Consider the following 12,545-nt stretch of genomic DNA (forward strand, 5'->3'; position numbering starts at 1 on the left):
GTGCCGCTTAATCGCGGCGGATATTAGTCTCTATTGTGCAGTGCCGCAAACCGCCTTGAGCCGGGCCAAGGTTTCTGCGCGTTCCAGAACGGCGGCAACCTCGAAGATGCCCGGCGAAACAGTTGATCCCGTTAGCGCAGCGCGCAGCGGTTGGGCAAGTTTTCCGAGTTTGATATCGGCTTTTTCGGCGACGGTGCGGACGGCTTGCTCAATGGCTTCCTCGTTCCACTCCGGAATCGCTTCGAGATCGGCGGTGAGAGCTGCAAGGTGGCTAAGAGCTTCTTCCGTTAGAAGATTTCTGGCCTTTCCCGTGAAAGTCAATGGCACGGCCGCAGTATAGAACGCGGCATTCTCGGTCAGCTCAACCGTGGTTTTAGCGCGTTGTTTAAGGCCGTTCATGCCTTTGAGAATCCGGCTGCGGCCTACCTCGTCGACGTCGCCGAGACCGGCGATGACGAGTCCGGTCAGCCGTTTGTCATCGGCTTCGCGGATATAATGGCCATTCAGATTTTCCAGTTTGGCAAGATCGAAACGGGATGGAGAGCGGCCGACGGCTTCCAGCGTGAACCATTCAATGGCCTGCGCGGAGGAGATGATCTCATCGTCGCCGTGACCCCAGCCAAGGCGAAGCAGATAATTGTTCACGGTTTCCGGCAGATAGCCCATCTCCCGGTAGGCATCCACGCCGAGCGCGCCGTGACGCTTTGACAGCTTGCCGCCGTCAGCACCGTGAATCAGCGGGATATGGCCGAATTCAGGCACGTCCCAATCCATCGCGCGGTAAAGCGCGGCCTGGCGGAACGCGTTGTTCAGGTGATCGTCGCCTCGCAGCACGTGGGTGATTCCCATATCGTGATCGTCGACGACGACTGAAAGCATATAGGTCGGGGTGCCGTCGCCGCGCAGCAGCACGAAATCGTCAAGTTGCTGGTTCTGAACTGTGACTTCGCCCTGGATATGGTCGGCCAGCGTGGTTTCGCCCTCGAGCGGCGCCTTCAGGCGTACGACCGGATCGACGCCCTTGGGGGCTTCAGACGGATCGCGGTCGCGCCACATGCCGTTGTACCGCATCGGTTTTCCGGCCGCCTTCGCCTCTTCGCGCATGGTCTGGAGTTCTTCCGGGGTGCAGTAGCAGTAATAGGCCCGGCCCTTGGCGACCAATTCCTTGGCCACTTCCGCATGACGCTCCAGTTGGGCTGACTGATAGACCGGCTCCTCGTCGCCAAGCAGGCCTAGCCACGCGAGACCGTCGAAGATCGCCTGCACCGCTTCGGGTGTGGAGCGTGCCTTGTCTGTATCCTCGATCCGGACCAGATATTTTCCGCCCGTGTGCCGCGCATAGAGCCAGTTATAGAGCGCGGTCCTTGCGCCACCGATATGCAGGAAACCGGTTGGCGACGGGGCAAAACGCGTTACGACGGACATGGAGCTGTTTCTCGTGATTTTGTTGGGCAAAGGGTGAGCCCCCGCCATCTCGGCCTGTGGGCGCGGGGCTATGTAGCACATTGACCGGTGCAGTGCGAGATTGGACAGCGACGGGAGCTGTCTTGCGTCGGGGGCTTCGGGGCGCGCAGGACTGGCTGGCAGGCGTCGTGGCGGAAAACCGGCCGCGTGCCGGGCTATGGCTGCCCGTTGCGTTCGGCGCCGGTATTTTCAGCTATTTCGAGCTGCTCACTGAGCCGCCTCTCTATGTGGGCCCGGCGCTGTTTGGTTTCCTTGTGCTGCTGCTGGCGATCACAAGGCGCTCCATGGTTTTCGTCTTTTGTCTGATACCCTTGCTGGCTGCTGTCGCCGGATTTTCGGCAGCGCAATTAAGGACATGGCAGGTCGCCGCCCCGGTACTGAAGCGGGAAACCGCGGTTTCTCTCACCGGGATGGTGGAGGAAGTCCGGGTCACCTCACGGGGGGAGCGGTTGATCGTCCGTGTGGAGCAGTTTGGCCGGATCGGGCTGGAAGACCGGCCTGGCCGGGTGAGGCTGCTTTTGCTGAAACGGGACAGCGCGCCGCCGGCTGGCTCGCGGATCACGGTCTTTGGGCGTTTCAGACCGCCGCCTCCGCCGGTCGCTCCCCATGCCTACGATTTTCAGAGGGCACTCTATTTTGGAGGAATCGGCGCTGTCGGCTTTGCCCTTGGGCCGGTGACCGTGGAGGCGGCGGGGGAGGTACCCCTGTCTGGCCGGCTATCGGCTCTTCGCAGTAATCTTTCGGAGCGAATCAGATCCCGGCTTCCGGGAGATACCGGTGCGCTTGCCGCCGCGCTTCTTGTTGGGGACCGGGACTGGATCTCCGAGAATGCGACAGAGGCCATGCGCGATGCGGGGATCGCCCATCTGCTCGCCATCTCCGGGTTGCATATGGGGCTGGTTGCAGGGTGCGTGTTCTTCTTCATCCGCCTGCTGTTGAGCCTCCACCCAGCGATAGCGCTGCGCTGGCCAACAAGACGAATGGCAGCGACGGGCGCGATCCTGTTCGCGACGGTCTATCTGTTGTTGTCCGGCGCGTCCGTGCCGACGCAGCGCGCCTATGTCATGACAGTGGTCGTGCTGATCGGGGTTGTGATCGGCCGGCGGGCAATTTCCATGCGCCTGATTGCCTCCGCCGCCGCGATCATCATGGCGGCGCGTCCCGAATATGTCCTGGGCGCCAGCTTCCAGTTGTCGTTCGCCGCAGTAATTTGCCTCGTTGCCATCTACGAGACCGGAACGTGGAGCAGGTATCCGGCGCGTGGCCATCTGTTTGGCGGTTTTACCCGGCATGTCGGGTTGCTTGCCCTGAGTTCCTTTGTTGCCTCAAGCGCCACATTGCCGCTGGCGCTCTATCACTTTCAGAAAGCCGCTCTTTACGGCGTTGTGACCAACTTGCTTGCTGTTCCGGCCGCCAGCCTCTGGATTATGCCGTTCGGTGCGGCGGCGCTGATCCTGATGCCATTCGGACTGGAGGGGCTGGCGCTGGTGCCGATGGGCTGGGGGATAGACAGCGTGCTGCATCTCGCCAGGATCGTGCAGGGCTGGCCGTATGCGACACACGCTGTTGCGGCGGCTCCAGGGTGGGTCATCGGCCTCACGGCCTTCTCGGGGCTTTGGTTGTGCCTGTTGCGTGGCCGTATACGGTTTGGTGCCGTTCCGGTTCTTGTTGTTTGCCTGGGCGTTCTTGTGGCGTCTCCCTGGGTTCCGCCGACATTGGTCATAGCGGACCGGGCCAAGATGGTCGGTGTGTTTTCCGGGGCGGGGATAGTCTCGACGTCGAGGCATTCGGGGTTTGCTGTCGGCGTCTGGCGTCGTCGTGCGGGAGTACTGGACGCGCAGGGAGATGAGCCGGCCGGGCCATTCCGGTTCCATTGCGACAGCCTGGGCTGCGCGGTGGACGCGCCACGGATCGGTTCTGTTGCCTGGTCTTCCGATGCGCAATCTCTTGCGGAGGATTGCCGGCGGGCGGACATTCTTGTGACCCGGGTCAGAGTGCCGGATATCTGCCCGATGCCGCGCCTGATCCTTGGGCCAAAGCAAATCAGGGCTGGTGGCTCTATTGCGATCTGGCTGGATAAACCGGTGCCAAAAGTTGTATACTCAAGGCACATACAGGGAAACAGGCCCTGGTCGCGCGGGATGGCGCGTAGCCGCAATAAAACAAATTGAATTTTAGTGCGAAAAAAGCGATAACTTTACATAAATTCAATGAGCCTGTTTCGTAGACTGCGATTTACAGAAGGGTGAAGCGCTGGTGTCGGATACTTTGAAAAAACGAGCCCTGAACATTCTGGCTGATTCGGTATCTGATGTTGTTGGCACCAAGAACCTTGCCTATATCGCAATCAAGAAAGCTTCCGACGAAGAAGGCAACGATGCCCGTCAGGAATGGGCAACGTCAGTATTCGATCAGATTCCGCTGACCAATCGTCGCGAGATCAAGAGCGTAGCGATCAACAAGGCACAGGAAGAACGTCGTCACGTTCTTTCCGTCCGGGCACGCAACAAGCCGAAGGCAGAAGTGAAAATTGCCGATCTCGGTGTGATCTGGGGCGCGAACGCCGGCTAGTCGCCGGACTTAATATTTCCGCATCAAGCCGACAAGACTGCCCTGGATCCGTACCTGGTCCGGGCCGAATATGCGCGTCTCGTAATTCGGGTTGGCAGGCTCCAGAGCGATTGCATGTCCGCGTCGACGCAGACGTTTCAGTGTCACTTCGTGCTCATCGACAAGGGCGACAACGATACTGCCATTATCGGCGGTATCGCCACGCTTGATGATCACGGTATCGCCGTCGAGAATGCCGGCATCGACCATGGAATCGCCCGACACTTCAAGAGCGTAATGATCTCCCGCCCTGATCATGGAACCCGGAATGCCAACGCGGGCACTATTGTCCCGCAGCGCTTCTATCGGTGTGCCGGCGGCGATCCGTCCCAGCATGGGAAGGTCGATCATTTCCTCATCCGAATGAGTGGCCTCCTCCGGAGCAGGGGGGGCCGTTTCCTCATCATCGCGCGAGGCCCGAGTAAAATTCCCCGGAATGACATTCGGGGTAAACCCGCGGCTGGCAGGACGGTCCAGTGCGGCCGGATGCGTTACGCTCGGCTGAGCCAGAACCGTCGCGCTTGAATCGGGCGTGCGCAGTATTTCAAGCGCCCGGGCCCGATGCGGCAGGCGGCGGATGAAACCGCGTTCCTCCAGCGCTGTGATCAGCCGATGGATGCCGGACTTTGATTTCAGGTCGAGTGCATCCTTCATTTCATCGAAGGAGGGGGAGACACCGTCCTCTTCCAGCCGTTTCTGGATGAAGAGCAACAGTTGGTGCTGCTTTTTCGTGAGCATCAGGGACTCCCGCACTGGTTCCGTAAAGAACAAAAGATAAACATTTAAATGTTCTACTTTGGTTCTTGTCTGGCGTCAAGCCTCTGATCAAGCGGGGAGATCAGATTGAAACGGTACCGATGCCGAGGGGGAGAACGTCGACTTTGGTGCCGGCTGGAAGCGCTGCGCCGTGCGGCGGGCGGATCAGCAGACAGTTCGCATCGGCCAGCAGGGCCAGCATGGAGCTGTCCTGGCGCTCGAAGATCTCGACCACGGCCTCGCCGTTTTCGTCCAGATGATACGTCGCGCGCAGATAGTCCTGACGCCGGTCGTTTTCCTTGAGCGGCATGGCAAGACGTGCCTTCAGGGTGCGGTTGTCCTGTTCGGTCCTGCCAAGCATGGCGGAGATAGCTGGTCGCAGGAATACCGTGCCGCAGACGATTGTGGAAACCGGGTTGCCCGGCAGGCCCAGCATCGGTGTATCGCCGATATGGCCGAAGATCAGCGGTTTGCCGGGCCGCATGGCGATCTTCCAGAAATCAAGCTCGAGCCCGCCGGGTCCGAAACTGTCGCTGCCCAGTGCATGTCGGACGAGATCGTGCTCGCCGACGGAGGCGCCGCCGGTCGTGATCAGAATGTCGGCGCCTTTGGCGCCGCGCACCATGGCTTGAATGCCTTCCACCGTGTCGGGCGCAATACCGAGGATGGTTGGCTCGCCGCCGCAGGCCCGGACCAGTGCGGCGAGCGCATAGCTGTTCGAGCTGACGATCTTGTTCGGCCCTGTCGGATCCCCCGGCCGGATGATCTCGTCGCCGGTTGGCAGGATGGCAACGCGCGGTTTCCGGCGCACTTCGATCCAGGGTACGTTCATTGCGGCGGCCATGCCGATATCCCGCGCGGTCAGCACGCGTCCGGTCTTGATCCGGACATCGCCCTCGCGGAAGTCGAGACCGGCCGGGCGCACATAGGCGCCGGTTTTCGTCGCTTCGGTGATCTCGAGAGTGGCGCCGTCTTCTTCCGCGCTGGCCTTCACGTCTTCCTGGATGACGATGGTATCGGCACCGTCAGGTATCGCGCCGCCGGTGAAGATGCGGACCGCCTCGCCAGGGCCGACAGTGCCGTCGAAGATATGACCGGCGGGGGCCGTCCCGATCCGTTTCAATTTGGCGCCCGCTTCGGCGACATCCGCACCGCGCACGGCGTAGCCGTCCATAGCGGAGACCGCTTCCGGCGGCTGGGTGCGGCGCGCGGCGATATTGGCAGCAGCGGTACGCCCGTGTGCGTCCGTCAGAGGGACTTCCTCGGCCGGCATGAGCGGCATCGCGGAGAGGATGCGGCTCAGCGCCTCCTCGACCGGCAACAGGTCACTTGCCATGCCAGTCTCCGGATTTGCCGCCGGCCTTGTGAATGAGCCGGATGTTTTCGAGCTTCATGCCCCGGTCCACAGCCTTGCACATGTCATAGACGGTGAGGGCGGCAATGCTGACGGCGGTGAGTGCCTCCATCTCGACACCGGTGCGGCCCTTCAGCTTGCAGGTCGCGCTGATATCGACCGCATTGCGGTCCGTATCGCAGGACAGCTCGACCTTGACCGAAGTGAGGGCGAGTGGATGGCAGAGCGGGATCAGGTCCGGGGTCTTCTTGGCGCCCATGATCCCGGCAAGGCGGGCGACGGAGAGCACGTCGCCCTTTTTCACGCCGCCATCGACGATCAGTTTCATCGTCGCCGGATCCATGGTCACCGTACCGGCCGCCGTGGCGGTGCGCTCCGTGATTTCCTTGTCGCCGACATCGACCATGGCGGCATTGCCGCGCTCGTCGAAATGGGTCAATTCGCTCATCTTCTGTTCCGTATGCCTTTAGGGGGCCGGGCGCTCAGGCAACTGCCGGCACTGGATCGTTCAGCAGGATTGCAGTGGCGCGCCGAACATCCTCCTGCCGCATCAGGCTTTCGCCGACCAGAAAGCAGCGGGCGCCAACTGCAGCCATGCGGGCTAGGTCGGCCGGCTCATTGAGACCGCTTTCTGATATCAAAAGCCGGTCCGAGGGTACCCGCGCGGCCAGTTCTTCGGTCGTCGCGATGTCCGTCACCATGGTCTTCAGGTTCCGGTTGTTGATTCCGATCAGCGGTGACTTCAGCGCCAGCGCCCGGTCGAGCTCGGCGCCGTCATGCACCTCGATCAGCACGTCCATGCCGAGCTCCATTGCCAGCGCCTCAAGGTCCGCCGCCTGCGCGTCTTCCAGCGCAGCCATGATCAGCAGGATGCAATCGGCACCCAGCGCGCGGGACTCCCAGATCTGGTAAGGGTCGAGCATGAAGTCCTTGCGCAGGACCGGAAGTGTGACCGTGTTCCGGGCAGCGATCAGATAGTCGTCATGGCCCTGGAAATAGGGCATATCGGTCAGCACGGAGAGACAGGTGGCGCCGCCACCTGCATAGGCTTCCGCGAGGCGCGGGGGATCGAAATCGGCGCGGATCAGTCCTTTGCTGGGAGAGGCTTTCTTGACCTCCGCGATCAGTCCGTAGCCGACCCGGGAAGCCCTCTTCAGGGCAGAGCCGAAACCGCGGGGCGCCGAAGCCTCGTCGACGCGTGCCTTCAGCTTTCCTACCGGTCTCCCGGCCTTGCAGGTCGCGACGTACGCGCGCTTGTCCGCGCAGATCTTTGCGAGGATGTCAGTCATGGGCTACCGCCTCGTTGAGGGAATTTGTGACTTTGATGAGTGCCTCGAGTTTGGCCAGTGCCTTGCCGCTGTCGATGGACTCGGCAGCCAGGGCGACACCGTCTTTCAGATTGGAGACCCTCTCGGATACCATCAGAGCGGCTGCGGTATTGAACAGCACAACGTCGCGATAGGCGCCGGGCTGACCTTCCAGAAGGGCGCGCAGAGCCTTCGCGTTTTCTTCCGGGGCACCGCCCTTGAGATCTTCCGGCTTGGCCAGCGGCAGGCCGGCATCTTCGGGCGAGATCTCGAAGGAGCGGACCTCGCCGTCTTCCAGCGCAGAGACATAAGTCGGGCCGGTCGTGGTGATCTCATCGAGACCGTCGGAGCCGTGCACGACCCAGGCCCGTTCGGAGCCAAGTTTGCCGAGCACTTGCGCCACCGGCTCCACCCATTCGCGGGCAAAGACACCGACAAGCTGGCGCTTCACGAAGGCCGGATTGGAGAGCGGGCCGAGCAGGTTGAAGATCGTCCGCGTGCCCAGTTCGACGCGGGTGCCGCCGACATGGCGCATGGAGGAATGATGACGGGGAGCCATCAGGAAGCAGATACCTGTTTCGTTGATGGCCTTCTGCACCAGGCTCATGTCGCACTCGTTGTTGATCCCGAGCGCGCTCAGCACGTCGGCAGCTCCGGTGCGGGAGGAAAGGGCGCGGTTGCCGTGCTTCGCGACTGGCTGACCCGTACCGGCCAGCACGAAGGCACTGGCGGAGGAGATGTTGTAGGTCTTCGCGCCGTCGCCGCCGGTGCCGACCGTATCCATGGCGTTGGCAGGCGCGCTGATGCGAAGTGCCTTCGCTCGCATCGCCTTCGCGGCGCCGGTGATTTCCTCGACGGTTTCGCCCCGGACACGGAGCGCCATCAGAAAGCCACCCATTTGAGCCGGTGTGGCGTTGCCCGACATGATGATATCGAAGGCTGCCTGTGCCTGTGCTTCCGACAGCGAAGCGCCAGTCGCCACGTGCCCGATGAGCGACTTCATGTCCTGGATGTCGCCGGTCATGTCCCGGTTTTCCGCAATTCTGATTCAAGCTGTTCCAGCGGCTTCAGCGGCTCGACATTGACGCCGGAGATCCGCAAGAAGTTCTGCAGGAGTTTGTGTCCATGCTCAGAGGCGATGCTTTCCGGATGGAACTGGACGCCATGGATCGGCAACTCGCGATGCTGCAGCCCCATGATCATGCCGTCCTCGGTCTCGGCGGTAATTTCGAGACAGTCCGGCAAGGTCGCCCGGTCGACGACCAGCGAGTGATAGCGGGTCGCATCGAACGGACTTGGCAGGTCCTGGAAAACGCCTTTATTCGTATGGGTGACAGCGCTGATCTTGCCGTGCATCGGTACCGGACCGCGGGTGATCTTGCCGCCAAAGGCCTGTCCGATAGACTGTAGCCCGAGGCAAACACCGAACACGGGAACCTTTCCGGCGGCGCGCTCGATCAGCTCCAGGCAGATGCCTGCACTGTCCGGATCGCGCGGGCCCGGCGACAGCACAATGCCTTGCGGGTTCAGTGCCATCACCTCGTCGGTGCTGATCTGGTCGTTACGGTGTACAACTACCTCCACGCCCAGCGACCCGAGGAAGTGCCAGAGGTTGTAGGTAAAGCTGTCGTAATTGTCGATAAGTATGAACATTTTCAGACTTTTATCGAATTGTGTTGAAGTAAGATCGGAGGCTCTTCTAGTGTTTATAGCAAGCCTCCGCACGAGCGAATAGAGACTGCCCCGGCAGGCGTGGCTTGGCAAACCCTTTTGGGACCGGTTTATGGCGCGGAAACGCAAAGACAAAATCAGGATCAACAGACTGGTTCTCGCGGCTGGCGGAGGGGCCTTCGTGCTGGCCGTGTTCGGCGTCGGTCTCTGGGCTGGCATGCAGTTCGGTGCCGAGCCGGCCATTCAAATGCCGTCTGACGGTGCGGCGCCGGCACGTAAGATGGTGGCACTCCCGGCGCCTGCCGGACCCAAACCGCTGGAACAGGCCGCGCTCGACCGGCTGATTGCCAAAGTCGCGGAACCAGTGCCGGAAGAGGCTGCGAAACCCGCGCCCGCGATTATCCCTCCCGAAGTGGACTTGCCAGTTCCGGACCTGATGCCCGCAAAGACACCCGCCTGGGTCCGGAACGCGGTTGCTTACAAGGCAGAGGCCGGTAAGCCGATGATCGCGCTGGTGATCGACGATGTCGGGATCGACCGGCGGCGCTCGGATGCTGTGGTCGCCCTGCCGGCGCCGTTGACGCTGTCCTTCCTGACCTATGGCCAGGATCTGGACAGTCAAACCTCATCGGCCCGGGCCCGGGGGCACGAGCTCATGGTGCATGTGCCGATGCAGCCGAAGAGCGCGGACGCAGATCCCGGCCCGAAAGTGCTCCGGGTGCGGGACACACAGCTGCAACTCGCCGAAAAGCTCGAATGGGGGCTTGCGAGATTCAACGGATATGTCGGCGTCAATAACCACATGGGCAGCCGTTTCACCTCGGACCGGGCCGGTATGCAGGCCGTGATGGCGGCCCTGGGTAGCCGAGGTCTGTTCTTTCTCGATTCGGTGACCGCACCGGATAGTGCCGGGGTAAGCACGGCGCGCGCGGCCGGAGTGCCGGTGCTGACCCGCGACGTCTTCCTGGATAACGAGGACACGCCAGAGGAAGTCCGGTATCGTCTGGAGCAGGTAGAGAAAATTGCGCTTCGGACCGGTACCGCTATCGCTATCGGGCATCCGCACGATGCGACGATCACCGTACTCCGGGACTGGATTCCGGATGCAATCACCCGCGGTTTTGCAATCGTTCCGGTTTCCGCTCTTGTCCGCAGGCGCTATCCGGCGCTATGGGAACAGGCGGGACGTTCTTGACCCATTGAAAAGGGGCCGATCATGGTCGATTGGACATTCGAGGGCTTTGAAAGCCTTTCATGCGCCGATCTCTATGACATTTTGAGGCAGCGCCAGGATATTTTCGTCCTTGAGCAGAGATGCTTCTATCCGGATATCGACGGCAAGGACCATCTGGCCCGGCACCTGATCGGGCGCGCCGAGGACGGAACCTTCCTCGCCTATCTGCGCATTCTCGGCCCGGGGGACTATTATGATGAGCCGGCGCTGGGCCGTGTCCTGGTAACGCCAGAGGCTCGCGGCAGGGGCTTGGCGCGCAAACTGATGGACGAGGGCCACGCCCGCGCCCAGGCGCTATACGGCGATGTCCCGATCCGGCTCAACGCGCAGGCATACCTCAAGGATTTTTACCTGAGCGTCGGATACGAAATCATCCGCGGTCCCTATGACGAGGACGGCATCCCGCATTACGAGATGCTGAAAGCGGCCTGAGAGTTTTTCGGGAATAGATTCCGATTTTGCTGGCACGGCAACGGCGCAGCCGGACAGTCTTGTCGAGACAGATCTTCAGATTGCAATGGCCGCTCCGTCCCGGCGGGAATCCGCGGCACCTGAGAGGGCGCCGCTTTTCGGATCGCGGCGGATCGCATGCATGCCGCCGCACTGCATCGAGAAGGGTGTCGTCATCTCAATCTCATGACCGCGCCGTTTCAACTCCTCGATTACCGGCTCCTCCACGCGTGCTTCGAGGGCGACCTTGGCACCGTCCCAAAGCCGGGCGCGAGGGGCATCAATGGCGGCCTGAAGGTCGAGGCCGAAATCGAGATGATGGACCATGGCCTGCGCCTGGGTTTGCAGGATGCCGTAGCTTCCGGGAGTGCCGAGCGCGAGGACGGCGTCGCCATCCTTGAGCGAGATGGAGGGAGCGAGGCACATCCCGAAACGCTGCCCACCGACAAGGCGGTTCGGTGAGTCCGGGTGAAGGTCGCCCCAGTTCATGAAGTTGTTCATGGTCACGCCCGTCCCCGGAATGACGACACCAGAGCCGAACATGGATCCAAGGCTTTGGGTCAGGCATACCGCGTTTCCGTCGCGGTCCATGGCGGAAAAGGATGTCGTGTGTTCGCGCAGCTCCACGCCCCCGGGCAGAGCGCCGTCGGCGAATTGTTCCGTGCGTCCGATGATCGGTGCTGGGTCGAGGAGGCGCTCGCGCAGAGCGGCGATATAGCGCTCGCTCAGCAGTTCCGCGACACGCTCCGGCGTGCATTTATTGTTGCGGATACGGGTTTCTGCCGCCAAACGGACGGCCCGGAAAACCATATCCAGATGGTCCGCCGAAAGATGCTCCTTGGCACCGATATCGAAGCCGTCGAGCAATTTCAGGGTCAGCAGGAATTGAAAGGATTCGGCAGGCGGCGGCGGCACGTGAACGTCGAGCCCCCGATAATTCGTGACCACCGGCTCTTCCCAGACCGGCGCGACGGCGGCGAGGTCACCCTCCGACATGCAGCCGCCGAGCGATTTAAGATGCGCGATCATCTTTCGGCCTAGGGGGCCGTCATAGAGATAGGAAGGTCCCTCTGAGGCGATGGCTTCCAGCGTTTCCGCGAGGTCCGGTTGCTTCAGGACGGCATTGAGGGTGGCGTTGTCGGTAGGATCGATATAGGTCGAGAGCCATTCCGGCTGCATCGCTCTCGGACGGCTGACGCGCACCATTTCGACGAAGAATGGCGAGACCGGGATGCCCTGCCGCGCATGCCTGATCGCCGGCGCCAGGAGGGTGCTCAACGGAAGTGTGCCGAGTTCCGAGGCCAACGTGCACCAGCCGGCGAGATTGCCCGGTGTTCCACTTGCATTTGCCCCGTCCCGGATGTCGAGGCTGTCCAGTTTACCGGCATCGAATGCGGACGGCACCGGCGGGTGGAAATCGAGAACGCGGACTTTCCGTTCCTTGGCCGAGAACACGGTTGCGCAACCGAGTCCGGCAAGGCCGGACATGAAAGGTTCGGCAACGTTGAGTACTGCGGCGGTGGCGACGATGGCATCGAATGCATTGCCGCCGGCCTCCAGCATCTTGGCACCTGCCGCCGAGGCCAGCGGGTGGGCGGAAGAGACCATTCCGCCAACCGCACGCACTGTCGGTCGGCCGTGTGAATAGGCGGCGACACCCATCGAAATTCCCCCATTGAATTGAAGAGAGGCGAGCAGG

General features: G+C 61.8%; 12 protein-coding genes. 4 read left to right on the forward strand and 8 right to left on the reverse strand.

The features are described 5' to 3' along the window. Nucleotides 1-30: 30 nt before the first annotated feature. Nucleotides 31-1,425, reverse strand: a complete 1,395-nt coding sequence (gene gltX, locus K328_RS0103270) for a glutamate--tRNA ligase (RefSeq protein WP_028464749.1) — start codon at nucleotides 1,423-1,425, stop codon at nucleotides 31-33. Nucleotides 1,426-1,547: 122 nt separating this feature from the next. Between gltX and K328_RS22360 the strand changes: the two genes are divergently transcribed. Both K328_RS22360 and K328_RS0103280 read left to right on the forward strand, forming a co-directional pair. Then, on the forward strand, nucleotides 1,548-3,635 hold the full coding sequence (locus tag K328_RS22360; protein ID WP_051284392.1) for a ComEC/Rec2 family competence protein: 2,088 nt from the start codon (nucleotides 1,548-1,550) through the stop codon (nucleotides 3,633-3,635). A gap of 85 nt (nucleotides 3,636-3,720) precedes the next feature. After that, nucleotides 3,721-4,035 carry a hypothetical protein gene (locus K328_RS0103280; protein WP_028464750.1) on the forward strand — a complete coding sequence of 105 codons (315 nt, stop codon included), beginning with the start codon at nucleotides 3,721-3,723 and terminating at the stop codon, nucleotides 4,033-4,035. A 9-nt stretch (nucleotides 4,036-4,044) separates the two neighbouring features. On the opposite strand, the gene lexA is transcribed toward K328_RS0103280, so the two are convergent. The 6 genes from lexA to K328_RS0103310 form a co-directional block, all read right to left on the reverse strand. Then, nucleotides 4,045-4,812 (reverse strand): transcriptional repressor LexA, encoded by a 768-nt coding sequence (lexA, locus tag K328_RS0103285; protein ID WP_028464751.1) that lies wholly within the window; start codon nucleotides 4,810-4,812, stop codon nucleotides 4,045-4,047. A gap of 100 nt (nucleotides 4,813-4,912) precedes the next feature. Continuing rightward, entirely contained in the window at nucleotides 4,913-6,166 is a 1,254-nt protein-coding gene (locus tag K328_RS0103290; RefSeq protein WP_028464752.1) for a molybdopterin molybdotransferase MoeA, read from the reverse strand. After that, entirely contained in the window at nucleotides 6,156-6,632 is a 477-nt protein-coding gene (moaC, locus tag K328_RS0103295) for a cyclic pyranopterin monophosphate synthase MoaC (RefSeq protein WP_028464753.1), read from the reverse strand. The genes K328_RS0103290 and moaC overlap by 11 nt, the downstream gene beginning before the upstream one ends. A 34-nt stretch (nucleotides 6,633-6,666) precedes the next feature. Then, nucleotides 6,667-7,473 (reverse strand): indole-3-glycerol phosphate synthase TrpC, encoded by an 807-nt coding sequence (trpC, locus tag K328_RS0103300; RefSeq protein WP_028464754.1) that lies wholly within the window; start codon nucleotides 7,471-7,473, stop codon nucleotides 6,667-6,669. Beyond that, complete coding sequence (trpD, locus tag K328_RS0103305) at nucleotides 7,466-8,515, reverse strand: anthranilate phosphoribosyltransferase (RefSeq protein ID WP_028464755.1); 1,050 nt, start codon at nucleotides 8,513-8,515, stop codon at nucleotides 7,466-7,468. Before trpD ends, trpC begins: the two co-directional genes overlap by 8 nt. Continuing rightward, the gene (locus tag K328_RS0103310) at nucleotides 8,512-9,144 is read right to left on the reverse strand and encodes an anthranilate synthase component II (RefSeq protein ID WP_028464756.1); all 633 of its coding nucleotides are present in this window, start codon (nucleotides 9,142-9,144) and stop codon (nucleotides 8,512-8,514) included. The genes trpD and K328_RS0103310 overlap by 4 nt, the downstream gene beginning before the upstream one ends. A 130-nt stretch (nucleotides 9,145-9,274) precedes the next feature. On the opposite strand from K328_RS0103310, the gene K328_RS25540 reads away from it, so the two are divergent. Both K328_RS25540 and K328_RS0103320 read left to right on the forward strand, forming a co-directional pair. Further along, nucleotides 9,275-10,357: a divergent polysaccharide deacetylase family protein gene (locus K328_RS25540; protein ID WP_051284394.1), complete on the forward strand. Its 1,083-nt coding sequence runs from the start codon at nucleotides 9,275-9,277 to the stop codon at nucleotides 10,355-10,357. A 21-nt stretch (nucleotides 10,358-10,378) separates the two neighbouring features. Further along, on the forward strand, nucleotides 10,379-10,828 hold the full coding sequence (locus K328_RS0103320; RefSeq protein WP_028464757.1) for a GNAT family N-acetyltransferase: 450 nt from the start codon (nucleotides 10,379-10,381) through the stop codon (nucleotides 10,826-10,828). A 75-nt stretch (nucleotides 10,829-10,903) separates the two neighbouring features. On the opposite strand, the gene K328_RS0103325 is transcribed toward K328_RS0103320, so the two are convergent. Beyond that, the gene (locus K328_RS0103325; protein ID WP_036553099.1) at nucleotides 10,904-12,508 is read right to left on the reverse strand and encodes a gamma-glutamyltransferase family protein; all 1,605 of its coding nucleotides are present in this window, start codon (nucleotides 12,506-12,508) and stop codon (nucleotides 10,904-10,906) included. Between the last annotated feature and the right edge of the window lie 37 nt (nucleotides 12,509-12,545).

It is taken from the genome of Nisaea denitrificans DSM 18348 (assembly GCF_000426505.1).
GTDB classification, from domain to species: Bacteria; Pseudomonadota; Alphaproteobacteria; order Thalassobaculales; family Thalassobaculaceae; genus Nisaea; species Nisaea denitrificans.